Annotated in this window: 16 protein-coding genes; 14 read left to right on the top strand and 2 right to left on the bottom strand. The window is 41.7% G+C overall.

The window, feature by feature from the left end:
* Positions 1–95 precede the first annotated feature (95 nt).
* The 9 genes from PQ474_RS08125 (at position 96) to wrbA (ending at position 10,203) form a co-directional block, all read left to right on the top strand.
* Positions 96–1,445, top strand: a complete 1,350-nt coding sequence (locus tag PQ474_RS08125) for an FAD-binding oxidoreductase (protein WP_273841731.1) — start codon at positions 96–98, stop codon at positions 1,443–1,445.
* Between the two features lie 106 nt (positions 1,446–1,551).
* Positions 1,552–2,382 carry an ABC transporter permease gene (locus tag PQ474_RS08120; RefSeq protein WP_390186393.1) on the top strand — a complete coding sequence of 277 codons (831 nt, stop codon included), beginning with the start codon at positions 1,552–1,554 and terminating at the stop codon, positions 2,380–2,382.
* Positions 2,383–2,470: 88 nt separating this feature from the next.
* Positions 2,471–3,490: an ABC transporter substrate-binding protein gene (locus PQ474_RS08115; protein WP_273841727.1), complete on the top strand. Its 1,020-nt coding sequence runs from the start codon at positions 2,471–2,473 to the stop codon at positions 3,488–3,490.
* Positions 3,491–3,569: 79 nt separating this feature from the next.
* The gene (locus PQ474_RS08110) at positions 3,570–4,394 is read left to right on the top strand and encodes a creatininase family protein (protein ID WP_273841725.1); all 825 of its coding nucleotides are present in this window, start codon (positions 3,570–3,572) and stop codon (positions 4,392–4,394) included.
* A 43-nt stretch (positions 4,395–4,437) separates the two neighbouring features.
* The gene (locus PQ474_RS08105; RefSeq protein WP_273841723.1) at positions 4,438–5,235 is read left to right on the top strand and encodes an ABC transporter ATP-binding protein; all 798 of its coding nucleotides are present in this window, start codon (positions 4,438–4,440) and stop codon (positions 5,233–5,235) included.
* A gap of 331 nt (positions 5,236–5,566) precedes the next feature.
* The gene (locus PQ474_RS08100) at positions 5,567–6,937 is read left to right on the top strand and encodes an FAD-binding oxidoreductase (protein ID WP_273841720.1); all 1,371 of its coding nucleotides are present in this window, start codon (positions 5,567–5,569) and stop codon (positions 6,935–6,937) included.
* Positions 6,930–8,195 (top strand): amidohydrolase family protein, encoded by a 1,266-nt coding sequence (locus PQ474_RS08095; RefSeq protein WP_273841719.1) that lies wholly within the window; start codon positions 6,930–6,932, stop codon positions 8,193–8,195. The genes PQ474_RS08100 and PQ474_RS08095 overlap by 8 nt, the downstream gene beginning before the upstream one ends.
* Positions 8,192–9,496, top strand: coding sequence for an amidohydrolase family protein (locus tag PQ474_RS08090; protein WP_273841717.1), 1,305 nt, complete (start codon positions 8,192–8,194; stop codon positions 9,494–9,496). The genes PQ474_RS08095 and PQ474_RS08090 overlap by 4 nt, the downstream gene beginning before the upstream one ends.
* Before the next feature lie 14 nt (positions 9,497–9,510).
* On the top strand, positions 9,511–10,203 hold the full coding sequence (wrbA, locus tag PQ474_RS08085; RefSeq protein ID WP_273841715.1) for an NAD(P)H:quinone oxidoreductase: 693 nt from the start codon (positions 9,511–9,513) through the stop codon (positions 10,201–10,203).
* Positions 10,204–10,248: 45 nt separating this feature from the next.
* On the opposite strand, the gene PQ474_RS08080 is transcribed toward wrbA, so the two are convergent.
* The gene (locus PQ474_RS08080; protein WP_273841713.1) at positions 10,249–11,523 is read right to left on the bottom strand and encodes a M48 family metallopeptidase; all 1,275 of its coding nucleotides are present in this window, start codon (positions 11,521–11,523) and stop codon (positions 10,249–10,251) included.
* A 195-nt stretch (positions 11,524–11,718) separates the two neighbouring features.
* On the opposite strand from PQ474_RS08080, the gene PQ474_RS08075 reads away from it, so the two are divergent.
* Positions 11,719–12,174, top strand: a complete 456-nt coding sequence (locus PQ474_RS08075) for a hypothetical protein (RefSeq protein ID WP_273841711.1) — start codon at positions 11,719–11,721, stop codon at positions 12,172–12,174.
* A 91-nt stretch (positions 12,175–12,265) separates the two neighbouring features.
* On the opposite strand, the gene PQ474_RS08070 is transcribed toward PQ474_RS08075, so the two are convergent.
* On the bottom strand, positions 12,266–12,445 hold the full coding sequence (locus PQ474_RS08070) for an H-type small acid-soluble spore protein (protein WP_273841709.1): 180 nt from the start codon (positions 12,443–12,445) through the stop codon (positions 12,266–12,268).
* Between the two features lie 150 nt (positions 12,446–12,595).
* Between PQ474_RS08070 and secG the strand changes: the two genes are divergently transcribed.
* The 4 genes from secG to rnr all read left to right on the top strand — a co-directional run bounded on the left by secG (position 12,596) and on the right by rnr (position 16,962).
* On the top strand, positions 12,596–12,826 hold the full coding sequence (gene secG, locus PQ474_RS08065; RefSeq protein WP_273841708.1) for a preprotein translocase subunit SecG: 231 nt from the start codon (positions 12,596–12,598) through the stop codon (positions 12,824–12,826).
* A 240-nt stretch (positions 12,827–13,066) separates the two neighbouring features.
* The gene (locus tag PQ474_RS08060) at positions 13,067–13,786 is read left to right on the top strand and encodes an alpha/beta hydrolase (RefSeq protein ID WP_273841705.1); all 720 of its coding nucleotides are present in this window, start codon (positions 13,067–13,069) and stop codon (positions 13,784–13,786) included.
* On the top strand, positions 13,767–14,513 hold the full coding sequence (locus tag PQ474_RS08055) for an alpha/beta hydrolase (protein WP_273842142.1): 747 nt from the start codon (positions 13,767–13,769) through the stop codon (positions 14,511–14,513). The genes PQ474_RS08060 and PQ474_RS08055 overlap by 20 nt, the downstream gene beginning before the upstream one ends.
* A 46-nt stretch (positions 14,514–14,559) precedes the next feature.
* Positions 14,560–16,962: a ribonuclease R gene (gene rnr / locus PQ474_RS08050; protein ID WP_273841702.1), complete on the top strand. Its 2,403-nt coding sequence runs from the start codon at positions 14,560–14,562 to the stop codon at positions 16,960–16,962.
* Positions 16,963–17,040 lie beyond the last annotated feature (78 nt).

Below are 17,040 nucleotides of genomic sequence, written 5' to 3'. Positions count from 1 at the left end.
AGCTTTATATTCGAAATGTGTAAAAACAATTCAAATTATTATGACATCTAACTAATGAAAGAAGATGTCATCTTGTAAGAGAGGGGTTGAAGGAAATGAATGATGATTTTATGAAAATGTCGATTGAAACAGTCGGAACTGAAAATGTTGTCCAAGAAGCCGATGTGGTCTCGAAGCTTTCAAAAGATTACTACTGGTACTCACCGATTTTGGATAAAAAATTAAATAATAAGAAGGCAGATTATGTGATCGTTCCTGATTCAGAGGAAACGTTAAAAGCCGCTCTACAGTTAGCTGTAAATGAAAAAATACCGGTCACCATTCGTGGGGCTGGAACTGGAAATTATGGTCAAGCTGTGCCGATGACAGGGGGGGTGGTCGTCGATTTAACGAAGCTAAATCAAATAAAGGAAATTGGAGAAGGGTTTGCTAGAGTACAAGCGGGAATGCGAATTCGCGATTTAGAGAAAAACGTTCATATAACTGATCAAGAGCTAACCATCTACCCATCAACGTTTGTAAAAGCTACAATTGGAGGGTTTGTCTCTGGAGGTTCTGGTGGAATTGGTTCTGTAACTTGGGGCAATCTCTGGGATGGAAATGTACTTGAAGCGAAGGTACTGACGATGGAGGAGACCGTCCAGGAAAAAGTCGTAACGGGAGAAGAACTCCTTACGTACATTCATAGTTATGGGACGACTGGAATCATCACCGAAGTCACGATACCGATTAAGCCGAAAACGAGATGGGTGCAAGAAGTGATCAGTTTTGCCCACTTTCATGAAGCCTTTGAATTTTCCAAAATAATAGCTGAAAGTCCACGCTGGAAAAAGAGGCTCGTATCCATCGTAGAAGCACCGATACCGACTTTTTTCCGTCCTTTGAAAAAGATGATGCAAAACCACGAGGAGCACCTCATTTTAATCGAAATTGCAGAAGAAGACCATGGGCAAATAGTTGAGCAAGCTCTAAATTGGAATGGAAAAAGCATTCATACCATTGGGGCTGAAGACTACCGAAAGGGAATAGGTATTTCAGATTTTACATGGAATCACACAACGTTATGGGCTCTAAAAGCAGATAAAAAATGGACCTACTTGCAGAATTTCTTCTCACTTGAAAAAGGACTCGCGCAAATGGAGCAAATTAAAGAACGTTTTGGTGATGAGATCCTTTTCCATGTTGAATGGTTGAAGGATCGAGGAAAACTTATCCCAGCTGGTTTGCCATTGATTAAATATGAATCTAAGGAACGTCTATATGAAATCATCGACTTCTTTAATGAGATTGGCGCTTCAGTAAACGACCCGCATACCTATTTACTTGGAGCCGGAGGATGGAATTTACAACTAGAAGCAATCACAAAGAAAAAAAGAGAAAATGATCCATTTGATTTGTTGAACCAAGAGAAGCTTCCAGCCTATGACGCGGTAAAAGGAATCTAATGAGAGTGGGGGAGATACATGATGAACATGTCATATCTGGAGCAAATTGAGACAAAACAGGAGGCGCTGCAAAATGTCTAGACAAATTGCGAATAATGCAGGTTCAATGGCCATTCCAAATGAAACAACGAAGGTTACAATTGCCCAAAAGAAAAACAATGAGTGGATGAAGAAAGTGTTGCCACCCATCATAGCCTTTGTCGCGTTTGTGACATTATGGCAAGTGATTGTTACATTAATTGGGATACCACATTATATTCTACCGAAACCAACAGATATTTTTGATGCGGCTGTTAAGAATTGGTCAAACCTTTCTAGTGCTCTGATGACAACCATTGTTGAATCAGTTCTCGGATTTGTTTTTAGTGTCATTGGGGGAATTGGTGTCGCGGTTCTCATGGCAAGTTCGAAATGGGTCGAAAGAAGTTTTTATCCATATGCAATTATTTTACAGACGATTCCGGTTGTGGCGATTGCTCCGATCATCGTCATCTGGTTTGGTTCTGGAATGAACGCAATCGTCATCATTGCGTTTACGATTGGCTTTTTTCCTATGCTTTCCAATACACTTATTGGTCTTAATGCAACCGAGCATAACATGAAAAATTTATTTTATTTATACAATGCATCGAGATGGCAGGTGATGTGGAAATTACGTTTCCCTGCCGCGCTGCCTTACATTATTGCGGGCGCTAAAATTTCCTGTACATTAGCCGTTGTTGGGGCGATTGTAGGAGAATACATTGCTGGTGTTGGTGGTGGAGCAGGTGGTTTAGGATATGCTATTACAGTTGCGGCCTCACGATTGCAAACACCTTATTTATTTGCATTAGGATTATCAGCAGCCGTGCTTGGAATCACCTTCTTCTTAATTGTCAGTTACATCTCAAAACTTTTCTTAGGATCTTGGCATGAATCAGAAATGGAATCAGAGTAACATAACACGCCGCTAAGTGCCGAGTTGGGCTAAAGTCATCGCTTCTATAATCGAAAATAATCTAACTACAATAAACGGGGGTACTTTCATGGTGAAAAAATTTATGGCTAGTCTTACTCTATTATTCACTTTAACAGCATGTGGTGGAACAAATGTAGAAGAAGCAACAACAAGTGAGACTGAACCTGAAGAAGCTAAAGAAGAAGCAGAGGCTCCCGAGGAACTATTCGAAATGAAACAAATTACAAGTTGGTTTCCACAAGTAGAAAGTGCGGGTCAATACTACGCACAAATGGAAGGTTTTTATGAAGAAGCGGGAATTGATATGACGACAGAACCAGGTGGTCCACAAGTATCTTCCATTTCAATTGTGTCTTCTGGAAGTGCTCAAATTGGAATGGCTCAAGCTGATCAAGTTTTATATGCCATCAATGAAGGCATTCCGTTAGTAGCCATTTTTGCTAACTTTCAAAAAACACCACAAGGCATCATGTTCCACAAAGACCAACCGATTGACTCATTTGAAGACTTAGGAGATGGGTACGAAATTTATACAGCAGCAGGTGCAGGATATTGGGAGTTTTTAGTGAGTCAGTTTGATATCGATCAGTCGCAAAATCGAGTGTATACAGGTGACAGTTCTGCTTTTGTTTCCAATGCGAAAGCAGCTTCACAAATGTACGTCACTTCTGAGCCTTTCTACTTAGCGCAAGAGGGAATAGAAACAGGTCATTTATTAATTGCTGATTCAGGTTACTCTCCATATGGTGACGTTTTGTTTACAACAAAAGACTTTATCGAAGAGCACCCTGAAATCGTTCAAGCTTATGTCGATGCGGTGAAAAAAGGGTGGGAAGCCTTCAAGGCAGATCCTGAAAAAGTCTATGATTACATTACTGAGTTAAACCCGGAGAAAACAGCTGAGCAAATGGCATATGCAACCGAACAAATGGAAGAATTAGCCTTCGGTGGAGATGCTGCTATACATGGAGTTGGCTATATGACAGAGGAACGTTGGTCGACATTAATTAGTCAATTGTATGAACTAGGATTACTTGATTCAGAGATACCTGCAGAAGATGTATTCACGACAGATTTTTTAAATTAAGGTTGTATGAATAGGAGCTTAGAGGATCAACCAGGCTTCTATCCTCATTTTGAATACGAACGTAAAGGAGGAATCTGAATTGAATTTAAAACATACGAGTCAGGCGTGGCAGGAATTATTTCTACCACGTTTATCAACAAAGGAAGTCAAAGAGCTTAATAAGGAAAAAGGATTAGTCGTATTGCCAATTGGAGCTATTGAACAGCATGGTCCTCATCTTCCTGTTTATACGGATACACTGATTGCGGAAGGACTTTTGTCTGCTTGTTTCGATCATTTAACATTAGAGGATCAAATCTGGATGCTGCCGCCTCTTCCATACGGAAAAAGCACGGAGCATCTAGGACATCCTGGTACGATAACATTATCAGCTAATACACTTCAACAAGTCATATTAGACATTGGAAAAAGTGTAAAGGCGAGTGGCTTTCGTCGAATGGTCCTTTTTAATACGCACGGAGGGAACAATGACTTATTGAACATGGTTTCCCGTGAGTTGAGAATCGAGACAGGTTTAATGGTTTTCCGCATGAATGGTATGGACTTTAAGTCGGAAATATCCTCTTTGTTATCCAAGGAGGAACTGTCATACGGCATTCATGGGGGCGATGTGGAGACTTCTCTGATTCTCGCTTTAGAGAAAGACTGGGTCGATATGACAAACGCTCCAAATGAATTTTATGACTATCAGAATGAAATAGATGTAAAAGGTGGTCCGTATGTCGCATGGGTGATAGATGATCTATCTAATTCAGGTGTTTCTGGAAATGCTCAAGTCGCGACGGTGGAAAAAGGAGAAGAAATTCTCTTTCGATTAGGTCACAAGACCGCTGAAACGTTAAAGGTCATGAGTGAATTTGAAATGCACACATTGAAAAACTCGCTCGTAAAATCGACGCTATAAAAAGATCCATATAGTAAAAGCACAGGCAGGGAGGAGAACGAACATGAAAACAGCGATCGCAACTAAAGAGTTGCAAGCAGAGAGTCAGAAATCGATGCTTAGAATTAATCAAGTGAGCAAGGTGTATGATCAAAAAATCGTCGCGTTAAGTGAAGTGAGTCTTGATATCCGAGAGGGAGAATTCATGTCTTTTGTTGGCCCTTCTGGTTGCGGAAAATCAACGATTTTTAAAATAATTGCTGGCTTAAGTGAGCCGACATCAGGATCCATCGAAATGGTGACATCCACACAAACCGAAACATCAATCAATCGAGATGAAGTTGGGTTTGTGTTCCAACACGCGACACTCCTTCCGTGGAAACCCGTTATTGATAATGTGGCACTCCCCCTTGAATTAAAAGGAGTTTCGAAAAAAGAAAGATATGAAAAAGCAATCGATGTCCTTGAGATGGTTGGATTAAAAGGCTATGAAAAAGCCTTACCAAGACAACTTTCAGGCGGTATGCAGATGAGGGTCTCGATTGCACGCTCGCTCATTGCTAAACCAAAACTATTATTAATGGATGAACCATTCGGAGCACTAGATGAAATGACTAGACAAAATTTACACTATGAACTCCTACGAATCTGGCGAAAGACAAACATGACCGTTCTTTTCATCACCCATAATGTCTTCGAATCGGTCTTTCTCTCCACCCAAATCGCTGTCATGAGTGCCAGACCAGGAAGAATCACCAACGTATACGACGTCCCACCATACGAACGAAACGACTCCTTCCGCAGCTCCCACGAGTTTAGTAACCTAGTAGGAGAAATTGAAAAAGGATTGAAGCCAAATTAAAAAAGGGTGATCTTCCCTTTTTTAATTTGGCGAAGCAATGAGCGAAGCCGCTGCCAATCCTTTAAGCCTTCTATGAGCGGGTTTCTTAATAGAAGGCGCGCAACGAGTGAAGCTATTAACACGCCGCTGTTTTTCCTTTTTTTAATGCGTCGAAGATACAATGTAACCCCAAACACGCTGGATGCAGCCTTAGCAAAGGTAAGTTGTATCCATTTTTCTTTTTTAAGATCGTTCACAAAAAACAGGGGCTTTGTGAACGATCTTGAAATAGGTTCTATACATACGAGAGTAAAACAAATTTCCTATTTAACTAAACAGCTGAGGTGATGAAATGAACGCTCCCTATTGGTTAGAAGAGCTAGATGGCTTGTTCGATTCGGAAATGATTAAGAGGAAAGAGACGTATGTTAAAAAAATGTCTCAAGATTATTATTGGTATTCGCCTGTCTTAAGAGCAAAGTTAGCACATTACAGTGGAGATTGTGTCTTGGCGCCGAAGTCTGAAGAAGAGTTGATTAACATCATAACTTTTGCGGCCAAACGAAAGATTCCGATCGTTACAAGAGGAGGAGGAACAGGTAATTATGGACAGATCATTCCTTTACGTGGTGGGATCGTGTTAGATACAAGGGAGTTAAACAAGATTGTTGAAATCGAGAGTGGTCAAGGCACCTTCGAGGCTGGAGTAAAGCTAGGGACGATAGAAAAAGTCCTGAAAGAAACAGATCAAGAGCTTCGTTTCTTTCCTAGTACATTTATGAAGTCGACGATTGCAGGTTTTATTGCTGGTGGTACAGGTGGAATTGGATCCATTGCCTATGGAACGCTATGGGACGAAGGAAACATTCTCGCCTTAACGGTTTTAACGATGGAAGAAACACCGAGAAAAATAAATGTGAAAACGAAAGAGGAATTAGCAAAGTATATTCATAGTTACGGCATTTCAGGAATTATATTAGAGGCGACCATTGCTTTAGCTAAAAAGGTGAACTGGGTTGATTTCCTCATTCAATTTGATGAGCTAGAACAAGCTTTACTGTTTTCTGATGTCGTCGCCCATGACACAACGATTCAAAAGCGCTTAGTATCTGTGTGTGAAGCACCATTATCAACGGCTTTTCATCCGATCAAGACTTTTACCGATAAGAGAAAGGCAAGCGTTCTATTACAAATTGCGCCGGAACACCAAAACGACGTTGAAAAGAAAGCCGCTTGTTACGGCGGGGATTGTTCCGCTGCGTTTTCTAGGTTTATCAAGCAGAATAAATTAAGGATGAGTGATTTCAGTTGGAATCACGTTACACTTTGGTGGTTGAAGCTTCATCCCAACGATACGTATTTGCAAGGGAGGTTTGATCCTAAGCATTATGTCACTCAAGTTAACCAGTTGAAAGAACGCTATCAGGATGAGGTGCTGATTCATTTTGAATGGATTCGAGCAGGTGGAAAGGTTGTGCCGAGTTCTCAGCCTGTTATCCGCTTTACGACGGTTGAGCGTCTCCAAGAAATCATGGTTTCTTTTCAAGAGTTCGGTATTAAGGTCAGTAATCCACATACCTTTTTATTAGAAGAGGGAGGAAAAGATGAATGGATGGACCAGATATGCTTGGCGAAAAAAGAAAACGATCCAAATCATCTCTTGAATCCTGGAAAAACGCACCGCACCGCTCATTCTCCATTGGCAGGTGAAACTCATGTTTGATCTTGTGATAAAAGAGGTACGTTTATTATCTAGTGACGACATTGTTGACATAGCGATTAAAGATGGAGTGATTGAAAAAATTGGTCAAATCGACGAGCCCTGTCAGCAGTTGATACAAGGAGAAAGAAGATTGCTTCTTCCTCCTTATGTCGAGTCTCACATACATTTGGACACGGCTCTTACAAGCGGGAAACCAGCAGTAAATCATTCTGGAGAATTGTTCGAAGGCATTCAGCTTTGGAATCAATATCGACAAACCATGACCTATGAAGATGTCGTGAATCGGGCGCTTGAAGTAATCAAGACGATGGCTGCTCAAGGGGTTCTTTATATGAGGAGTATGGTCGATACATCAGATCCTGAGTTAACGGCACTCAGAGCATTGCTTGATGTGAAAGAGACAGTCTCTTCATTTATGACGTTACAGTTAGTCGGTTTTCCGCAAAATGGGTTGAGCTCAAAGGAAGGAAAAGAGCAGCTAAAACAAGCAATAGAACTCGGTGTTGATGGGATTAGTGCAGTTCCTCATCTAGAAGCAACGCGTGAAAAAGGGATTCAATCTGTAGAAACCTGCTATCAGTTAGCGCTCGAGCACGATTGTTTTGTTCATATTTTTTGTGATGAAATCGACGATGGTCAATCACGGTTTTTAGAAGTAGTGGCTGATTTTGCGATTGAAACAGGATTAAAAGAGCGTGTGACCGTGAGTCATATAAACGCGATGAGTTATTACGAAGAGGCTTATGTACGTAAACTGATGGGCTTATTGCAAGCCTCAAAGATTAATGTTGTGACAGCCCCTCTCATTAGTACTGCGATGCAAGGTCGTTTGGATTCATGGCCAAAGGGTCGAGGGATGACAAGAGTAAAAGATTTACATCAAGCCGGCATTACGGTAGCCGTGGCACATGATGACTTTCTCAGTCCTTTTTATCCGCTTGGTACAGGTTCGCTTCTTTCGGCAGGCCATTTGTTACTTCATTTGGCCCACATGACAGGAGCCGATGATTTCGACGCTGTGTTGAACATGATCACAACCAAGCCAGCTAGTGTGTTAGAGTTAAAAGGCTATGGAATTAAGGAGAGAAACGAAGCAAACCTCATCCTGGTTTCTGCAACAAACGCACATGATTTATTAAGAAGACAACCGGTAGCGGAAGTCGTCATCTCTAAAGGAGAGATGTTGGCAGAAACGACTCGACCTCAAACGGTCTTTTACTCAAATCTAAATCAAGTGAGAGAGGAAGTTGAGCAATGAACTTAAAGCTAATCAATGTAAAAATCCCCATTCTAGATTCTGAGCTTTATTATGATCTCACGATAAATGATGGCCAGGTCATAGCTTTAGATGCTCATGAAATGAAGCAGAAGGCTGATCGTGCTTTTTCCTTCAACAAAGACGACTATAAGCAAGGGGAAGAATGGACTTGGGATGGCAAAGGGCGAATTTTGATACCTGGAATGACGGATGCCCATATGCATTTAGATAAATCCCATTCCTTACTTGTTGCCCAAAATCATAGCGGGACGTTAGTAGAAGCGATTCAAAGCTATACACAAGCTTCAGAAACGTTCACGGATGAAAATGTCAAAGGCAGAATGCGAAAAACGGCTTTATCGGCTTTGGCTCATGGGACCACGACGATTCGAACGCATATTGATTTTAATACGAAGGTGCAAGAAGAGACGACCTTTAAAGGAGTAAGAATGGCGTTAGAGTTAAAACAGGAGCTTGCACCGTATATGGAGATCCAAGTGTTTCCGATGCTCCCCTATTATCCGTATGAGGAGTACGATCGGAAAAAAATTGAACAAATGTTAACGATGGGAGTCGATGGGGTTGGCGGGGCTCCACATATTAGTGAACGGCCGTTAGAATGTATCGATGAGATTTTTACGTATGCCCTCAAACATGGTTTGCCAATAGATCTTCATACCGATGAAAGCGATGACCCTTCTGTTGAAACGGTTTTGTACATAGCGGAAAAAGCGATTGAAGCCAGATACGAAGGCAAAGTCGTCGTCGACCATCTATGTTCACTAGCCGCGATGGGTCACGAAAAAGCAACAGCGGTCATCGCGAAAATGAAAGAAGCAAAGTTAGGGGCGATTACACTCCCAGCAGCAAACTTGTATTTACAAGGAAGAGGGGATCGTGGTGTTGTGCGTAGAGGCATTACACGAGTAGGAGAATTGTTAGAAGCAGGTGTACCGATTGCCACAGCATCGGACAATGTCTGTGATCCGTTCCATCCGTTTGGTCGAGGCGATTTACTGCAGATTGCGCAATTAACAGGTTACACGGCTCACATGGGGGGGAAAGATGATCTCGTTACACTATTACAAATGGTAACAACGGTTCCTTCTCAACTAGTCGGTCAGACCGAAAAGGGAGTTGAAGTTGGACAAAAGGCTGATTTTGTGTTATTTGATGCGACGACTCTTGAAGAGTTATTTGCCGAATTGCCGCAAACACGGGCCGTTTACGGAGCAGGAAAATGGTTATCCATGATGAGTGTAAATCAGCAATCTGGAATCAGTAAGACTATACATGTCTAAGGAAGGGGTTCATAATGACAACGGTTTTAATTATTTATTACAGTGCATTTGGTCATGTAGCCACGCTTAGCAAGGCGATTGCCAAAGGTGTTGAAGGAGTAGAAGGTGTTACGTATAAGCGCGTTCGTATCCCTGAATTTTCAGATCCCAATATACGAGTTGTCAATCAACGCAGTACGGATCAGCAAGAAGGGTTAGCGAAGCATTTTAAATTAACGAAGAGAATAGAGGATTATGATAAAGTTCAGCAGGAACAAGAAAGCATACCCATTGCAACGATGGATGATTTACGTGAGGCAGATGGAATAATATGGGGTTTTCCTACCTATTTAGGTTCGATGCCTGGACAGGTGAAGTCCTTTCTTGATCAAGCCGGTCAATTTTGTACGACTGGTGAGCTTGAAGGAAAGCCAACCGCTTTATTTACGAGTGCGGGCTCAATCCACGGGGGACATGAGGCGACTTTATTGAACTCGCTTGTCCCGCTTCTCCATCTCGGCTTAATCTTTGTCGGATTGCCTTATACAAAGAACCCGGAGTATTTGACAGATCAAGCGATTGGATGCTCTCCTTATGGCGTGTCGACCCTCGCAGGACCAGATGGGTCAAGAACGCCAGTAGCGGAGGAATTGACGATGGCTGGACGCCTTGGGGAACGAGTGGCGCGTGTGGCAAAATCGTTTACACTAACTCGACCATTTGAATAGAAAAAAGCATCTTGAGGTAATGTTCAAGATGCTTTTTTCAAGTTTTTAATCGATATAGGATTCAAGCAATTGCAATAGCTCTTCGTTCCCATAATCGGTTGCGTAGTCGATGGCAGATAATCCTTCTTCTGTCTCTAAAGTCGGATCCGCACCTGCCTCAAGTAATAGAGCTGCCAGTTCCACATTCTCGATAACGACGGCGGACGTGAGTGCTGTCCAACCGTATGAATCTTGGCTGTTTGGATCGGCCCCGTAATCAAGCAAAAGCTGCGCCAATTGCGGATCTTCTACGAGGATCAGGGGAGTTTCGCCGAATTCATTTGGTTCGTTCGGATCTGCTCCTTCCACCAACAATTGCTCTGCCTTCTGTATATCCCCTTCCATGCTCGCTTCCATTAAAGGTGTCCAACCAGCGAAGTCCGAGAATTCGGAGAAAGAAAAATCCTCTAATACTTTTCCAACTGTAAAAGCTGTGCCAATGACGACGGCTGGAATGATCATAAACGAAATAAGCAAGATGAGTACGGTTTGTTTTCCTCGAGACTGAAGCGTAACAGCAGGCTTTTCTAACATAAAGGTTTGAATCGCTTCTATTCTTTTTGGAATCGGAGGATGTGTCGAAAGCAATTCAGTGAGTATAGCAAAAAATCCTTTGTTTTCATTGTATTGCTGTAAATAAGCTTCAATGTTTACATTTTTATACATATTTCTTCCTGCAGCTAATACAAGCAGCCCATGTACAGCTTCTCGTGGTGAATCCGTATAATAAGCTGCCATTCGATCACATGTGTATTCACACATTCTAGAGTAACTTGTACCGATAAATGGAATCCACATGGCCGGCGCAATAAAAGTGAACTTAACGATATGATTGCGTTTAATGTGAGCAAGTTCATGGGCAATGACATAATCAATCTCAGAACCATTTGATTCAAGGGAAATGTCGACAAAGTCAGAGTATAAGACGACCATGTTTTTTCCTGTGATTGCCAAGATTTTCGTCGCAAAGGCATTTAACAACCCACCAGACTCAACGATGTAAACTTCAGGAATTTGCTTCAACTCCATACGTTTACTAAGAGAAGCTACTGTTTCGTACAACTCAGGAAATTGAGATTCTCTGAGGCGAACGCCATTTAAGCGGATGTGAGCCATCGAAACCGCATGTGAAATCAATGAGAGCGCAGCGAATGCTAGTAAAAGTAAAATACCGATGATGGATACAATTAAGTAAATAACAATGATGATGCTGATCATAAGACATAGTCCATAAAGGACATTTTCTTTTCGGTGGATCAGGGTTGTTTCTTTCTCGTTCATTTAAAGATTCTCCTCTTGTTCTATTTTTTTCCAAAAAAACATTTCTGAATAACTATAATCGATTTAAAGGATTTGTGAAATCATTTTTTTAAAGACATGTATGAAGTGGTTGGCAGGGATTGCACAGCATAGAAAAACGGATTGTGCACACGATAAGTTTGGGCACCAAAATGAAGAAATGGAGGTTTGTGACTTATGAATCCAGATACGAATCCAGCAGAGCTTTTATTAGAAGAAGCGAATGCGGCAAATGCGGCAAATGCGGCTTTGAATTCAAATTCAAATCCAGCACAGCTTTTACTAGAAGAAGCCAATGTGGCGTTAATTGAAGCGCAAGCAAGTGGAACTCCACAACAAATACAGCAAGCTCAAACAGCTTTACAACAAGCTCAACAACAGTTGCAGTTAGAGAATCAAGAATTGCAACAGGCGCAACAAGAGTTACAACTTGCCCAACAACAAGTACAACAGGGGAAATTAGACCTAGACGATATGCATGAGCAAGTAACGGCTAAACAACAGCAGTTGCGTGAACAGCAGCATGAGGTGATTCAAAAGAAACAGCAGGTCTTACAAGAAAAACAAGAAGTTCTTCAAGCGCAGCAGCAAGTATTTGATGCAATGGCTGCCGAGCAAAGCAAGCTTCAATAGCGAAAAAGAGCTAACAGGATGCTGTTAGCTCTTTTTCAATCATAAATGATTCATTATTAAGAAAAGACTGCTATGCAGTTTTCTTATGTACTTACAGTTCTTCAAGTTCTGCTACTTCAACTTCGGTTCTTTCTTCTAAAGTACCTCTTAAATGCACCGTTGCAGTAACCCCATCTTCGTTTAATTTATCGATCCAAACGGGTGTACCATTGTACCTGACATCGATCTCAGCCGAAGATGAGAGTATTTGTTTAACACGGTTAACGTCCATTGCCATTCCTCCTTCCATTTTGTACATATATTATTTGGAAAATCATTAAATTTATCCTCTTGATAGCGTGGTACTTTTTTATGTTGAGAATCAAACGTTATATATGGTACATTAGTATAAGCGCATACTGTGCTTGGAGGTGTAGGAAACGTGCAAATGATAGCAACTGTTTTACTTGTGATCGTATCCATTAGCTTAATTGGAGTTGTGTTATTGCAGTCAGGACGTAGTGCAGGTCTTTCTGGAGCCATTTCTGGTGGTGCAGAGCAACTAATCGGAAAACAAAAAGCTCGTGGCGTAGATGCCGTCTTAGGAAAGGCAACCGTCGTTTTAGCCGTATTGTTTTTTGTTTTAACGATTGCAGTCGCATATTTAATGTAGTCCCAAAAACAGCAGGCATGCCTGCTGTTTTTTTATTTTTAATAAAAATCGGTTTACTAGCTTAATTTATTTGGGAAAGTAGTACGCTAAGAGTAAAATGGAAAAGATTGCTTGATTCCATGGAATGAGGTACATTTGCATATAACAGTTTTATTTTTCGAAACGGGACAGATGCCTTTTTAAAAAGGATGAATACAATGAGATGGAGTGGCTAATTCATAGAAGAAAAGGTGAGGAAATATGATTGGTTGTCTTTGTTTACATGGCTTCACTGGTGAACCGTGGGAAATAGAACCGATCTCTACCTATTTTCATGAAAAGAAGAAGTGGTTAGTGTACACACCGACATTGCCTGGACATGGCCCAAAAGGGAATCTTCAAGAAGTCACGTATCAGGAATGGATTTTAACGGCAGAAGTCGCAATCCGAGAGTTGTTAAGTCGTTGTGATCAAGTGTTCGTCATTGGTTTTTCAATGGGGGGAATGCTCGCTTCTTATCTAGCGGCTAAATACCCGGTTGGTAAGGTCGTCCTCTTGAGTGCGGCAGCCTACTATGTGAATCCATTTCAGCTTTTACAAGAGCTTAAAGATGTTGTTCGTATGCGGCTTCGGGGCGAGCTTGATTTAGATGAACATTATCATCACTATCGCAAAAAAATTATTGAGACCCCTATGTCGGCTGTGTTTCAGTTTATGCAAGTCGTCAAAAAGATTAAACCTTACGTAAGAAAAGTCCATGTACCAGCTTTAATTTTACAAGGAGAGTTAGATGGCATCGTCCCAAGGAAAAGTGCGCTCTTTTTATATGAGAATATAGGTTCTAAAATAAAGGAAATTCATTTTTTACCAGAGTCGAAACATCTCATTTGCCATGGCTTTGAGAAAGACCTTTTGATTGATAAGATTGAAGCATTTCTATGTAGAGAGGAAGATGATGAAGATGAAAGTGGTTGCTCCTAAACCATTTACATTTGAAGGAGGAAGCCGTGCGGTTTTGCTTTTACATGGTTTCACTGGGACAACGGCCGATGTTAGGATGCTCGGTCGTTATTTGCAAAAACAAGGATATACGTGTCACGCGCCTTTATATAAAGGACATGGTGTACCGCCTGAAGAATTAGTACATACGGGCCCTGATGATTGGTGGCAAAATGTGAAAGAAGGATATGAGTTTCTCAAAAGTCAAGGGTATGAAGAGATTGCCGTTGCCGGACTTTCACTTGGAGGGGTATTCTCGCTTAAAATCGGGTACACTCTACCTATAAAGGGCATTGTGCCTATGTGTGCCCCGATGAAACCTAAAACAGAAGATGCCATGTATGAAGGTGTACTTGCCTATGCAGAAGGGTATAAAAAGCTTGAGCAGAAATCCAAAGAGCAGATTGCAGAAGAGATGGCAGCCTTTAAGGAAACACCGATGGGAACATTAAGAGCACTACAGGAACTAATTGAGGATGTAAGAGAGCAACTCGATTACATTTATTCCCCCACATTTGTTGTACAAGCTCGTCATGATGAAATGATTGATACGAACAGTGCCAACATCATTCATGATCACGTGGAAGCAGATGAAAAGTCAATAAAATGGTATGAGAACTCAACTCATGTCATTACTTTAGATAAAGAGAAAGAACAGCTTCATGAAGACATCTATCATTTTCTAGAACAGCTAGATTGGACCGTGTAGTCAAAAATGAAGAATGAAGTTGTTTGAACGAAAGGAGTAAGGACCATTGAATGAAGAACAAATTCAACAACTATTAACCCACTTTCGCGAAACAGAAAAGCCACTTTCGGTAAAAGAGATCGAGGAAGCGTTTAACATTGAAGGTGGCGACGAGTTCAAAAACCTTGTTAAATCGTTAAATGAGCTTGAAGATCGGGGGTTAATCGTTCGAACAAGAACGGATCGCTACGGCATTCCAGAGAAAATGAACCTTGTTCGAGGACGTGTGCAAGGTCATGCAAAAGGATTTGCTTTTATCATCCCGGAAGTAGAAGGCATGGATGATGTGTATGTAACAAGCGGGGATATGAATAGCGCGATGAATGGTGATACCGTCCTCGTTCGCTTAAATCAAAAAAGTTCTGGATCAAGACCAGAAGGACAAGTTATCCGGATTATTGAGCGCGGAACAACAGAGGTTGTTGGTCTCTTTTCTGATCAAAAATCGTACGGGTTTGTCGTAGCGGATGATAAGCGTATCGCTAATGATATTTTCATTCCAAAAGAAAATATCAATGGTGCAGTCGAAGGCCATAAAGTTGTCGTCAAAATTACAAAATACCCAGAAGGCCGCATGAGTGCAGAAGGAGAAGTCATTCAAGTACTTGGCCATAAAAATGACCCAGGCATGGACATCGTTTCCATCATTTATAAGCACGGAATTCCAATCGAGTTTCCTGATGAGGTGATAGATCAAGCGAACTCGGTTCCGGATACGATCGATCCTGCTGACCTGAAAGATCGTCGGGATTTAAGACATGAAACCATTGTGACGATTGATGGTGCAGATGCGAAGGATTTAGATGATGCGGTTCATGTAAGGAAGCTAGACAACGGGAACTACTTACTAGGTGTATCCATTGCCGACGTAACTCATTATGTCAAAGAAGGATCTCCAATTGACTTAGAAGCTGCGGACCGAGCAACAAGTGTATATTTAGTCGACCGAGTGATTCCGATGATCCCTCATCGTCTGTCTAATGGAATTTGCAGTTTGAACCCGAAAGTGGACCGTCTCACGTTAACTTGTGAAATGGAAATCGATTCAAATGGACATGTCGTCAAGCATGAAATCTTCCAAAGTGTGATCAAAACGACTGAACGTATGACATACTTTGACGTGAATAAAATCTTGGTCGATAAAGATGTAGAAACGCGCTCTAACTATGAGTCTTTAGTTCCGTTTTTTGAAGAGATGGAAGAGCTTGCAGCGATTTTACGGAAGAAGCGCTTTGAGCGTGGAGCGATCGATTTCGATTTCAAAGAAGCGAAAGTACTTGTGGACGAAGAAGGCAAAGCAACAGATGTTGTTCTTAGAACACGTTCGGTCGCAGAAAAATTAATCGAGGAATTCATGCTTGCAGCGAACGAAACCGTTGCCGAGCATTTTCATTGGTTAAAACTGCCGTTTGTTTACCGGATTCATGAAGACCCCGATGCTGAGAAATTAGGGAAGTTCCTTGAGTTCATTACTAACTTTGGCTATGTCGTTCGCGGAAATGCCAACACAGTTCATCCGCGTGCCTTACAAAAGCTTCTTGAAGAAATTAAAGGTGAACCTGAGGAAACGGTCATCAGTACGGTGATGCTTCGCTCCATGCAACAAGCGAAGTATGATACGAACAGCCTTGGACACTTTGGTTTATCAACTGAGTTCTATACACATTTCACATCGCCAATTAGACGTTACCCAGATTTACTCGTTCATCGTCTGATTCGCGAATATTTAATCAAAGGAAATGTCGACGAAGCGACGCAAGAACGGATGAACGCTAAGCTACCAGATTTGACACGTCATTCCTCTGAAATGGAAAGACGTGCGGTTGAGGCAGAGCGTGACACAGATAGCGTGAAAAAAGCTCAGTACATGGAAGATAAAATTGGTGAAACGTTCACGGGTATGATTAGTGGCGTTACGAATTTCGGAATGTTCGTTGAGCTTGAAAACACGATCGAAGGTCTTGTTCATGTGAGTTACTTAACCGACGACTACTATCACTATGATCAAAAGCAATACGCGATGATCGGAGAACGTACTGGAAAAACGTTCCGCATCGGTGATGAAATTGAAGTCAAAGTGACCAATGTCAACGTCGACGAAGCTTCTATCGATTTTGAAGTCGTCGGCATGAAACCGAGAGAACGTCGTGAACCGAGAGATCGTCCAAAAGTCATTATTGGTGGAAAGCGTGAGCCTCGTGGTGGTGCACGCGGTGGCGGTCCTAGTCGTGGTGCTGGTGAGAAAGGCCGTGGCGGAAGTAGACGTGGTGGCCAACAAGGCGGCCAACAAGGCGGTAGTGCGACAACGGGTGAAAAGACTACTGGTGAGGGTCAAGGTCGTAAAAAGAAAAAATTTTACGAGAATGCACCAAGTGCGAAACGCAAAAAAGGGAAGAAGCGGCGTAAATAAGTTCTTGAGGTGGTGCTGTGGCTAATGAAATAGCGGCTACACCACAAATGAAAAATTGACGTCATTCTTAATCATTTG

Origin of the sequence: Halalkalibacter alkalisediminis (assembly GCF_028610705.1) — a bacterium.
Taxonomy (GTDB): Bacteria; Bacillota; Bacilli; order Bacillales; family Bacillaceae_D; genus Halalkalibacter; species Halalkalibacter alkalisediminis.
The sequence above is the reverse complement of the archived record's forward strand: the minus strand, read 5'-3'. Positions and strand labels throughout refer to the sequence as shown.

What these genes read in the sequence shown, in the direction of transcription:
- PQ474_RS08125 (WP_273841731.1), top strand. Translation starts at nt 96, where the DNA reads ATGAATGATGATTTTATGAAAATGTCGATTGAAACAGTCGGAACTGAA.
- PQ474_RS08120 (WP_390186393.1), top strand. Translation starts at nt 1,552, where the DNA reads ATGGCCATTCCAAATGAAACAACGAAGGTTACAATTGCCCAAAAGAAA.
- PQ474_RS08115 (WP_273841727.1), top strand. Translation starts at nt 2,471, where the DNA reads ATGGTGAAAAAATTTATGGCTAGTCTTACTCTATTATTCACTTTAACA.
- PQ474_RS08105 (WP_273841723.1), top strand. Translation starts at nt 4,438, where the DNA reads ATGAAAACAGCGATCGCAACTAAAGAGTTGCAAGCAGAGAGTCAGAAA.
- PQ474_RS08100 (WP_273841720.1), top strand. Translation starts at nt 5,567, where the DNA reads ATGAACGCTCCCTATTGGTTAGAAGAGCTAGATGGCTTGTTCGATTCG.
- PQ474_RS08095 (WP_273841719.1), top strand. Translation starts at nt 6,930, where the DNA reads ATGTTTGATCTTGTGATAAAAGAGGTACGTTTATTATCTAGTGACGAC.
- PQ474_RS08090 (WP_273841717.1), top strand. Translation starts at nt 8,192, where the DNA reads ATGAACTTAAAGCTAATCAATGTAAAAATCCCCATTCTAGATTCTGAG.
- wrbA (WP_273841715.1), top strand. Translation starts at nt 9,511, where the DNA reads ATGACAACGGTTTTAATTATTTATTACAGTGCATTTGGTCATGTAGCC.
- PQ474_RS08080 (WP_273841713.1), bottom strand. Translation starts at nt 11,523, where the DNA reads ATGAACGAGAAAGAAACAACCCTGATCCACCGAAAAGAAAATGTCCTT.
- PQ474_RS08075 (WP_273841711.1), top strand. Translation starts at nt 11,719, where the DNA reads ATGAATCCAGATACGAATCCAGCAGAGCTTTTATTAGAAGAAGCGAAT.
- PQ474_RS08070 (WP_273841709.1), bottom strand. Translation starts at nt 12,445, where the DNA reads ATGGACGTTAACCGTGTTAAACAAATACTCTCATCTTCGGCTGAGATC.
- PQ474_RS08060 (WP_273841705.1), top strand. Translation starts at nt 13,067, where the DNA reads ATGATTGGTTGTCTTTGTTTACATGGCTTCACTGGTGAACCGTGGGAA.
- PQ474_RS08055 (WP_273842142.1), top strand. Translation starts at nt 13,767, where the DNA reads ATGAAAGTGGTTGCTCCTAAACCATTTACATTTGAAGGAGGAAGCCGT.